Source organism: Achromobacter sp. Marseille-Q0513 (assembly GCF_018195695.1).
GTDB lineage: Bacteria > Pseudomonadota > Gammaproteobacteria > Burkholderiales > Burkholderiaceae_B > Achromobacter.
Window position 1 is genome coordinate 1 of sequence record NZ_JAGTJY010000612.1, and the last position, 371, is coordinate 371.

1 protein-coding gene is annotated in these 371 nt (G+C 66.6%); it reads left to right on the forward strand.

All coding sequences use genetic code 11. The annotated features are described in order from the left end of the window. Window positions 1–371, forward strand: a 371-nt coding sequence (locus tag KDH83_RS31990; protein ID WP_212323221.1) for a glycosyltransferase, incomplete at both ends; no start/stop codon positions are given.

Sequence of the window (371 nt, forward strand, 5' to 3'; positions counted from 1 at the left end):
CCGGCCGTCGAAACCCTGGCCGCTGCTGCCGACCAGCTCAAGCATCTGCCGGACGTCCGCATCGTGCTGGTCGGCAGCGGCAGCATGTCGCCTTGGCTGGCCGAGCAGAAGCGGGTACGGAATCTGGACAACGTGATTTTGGCCGGACGCTATCCGTCCAGTGAAATGCCGCAGTTCCTGACTCGCGCGCAAGGGCTGATCGTTTCGCTCAAGCGCAGCGAGATCTATGCGCAGACCGTGCCTGCCAAGATCCAGTCCTATCTGAGCGCAGGCCGCCCCATCCTCGCATCGATCGATGGCGAAGGCGCCCGCGTTGTCGAGGAGGCGGGCGCCGGCCTCGTCAGCCCGGCCGCCGATGCCCAAGCACCGGG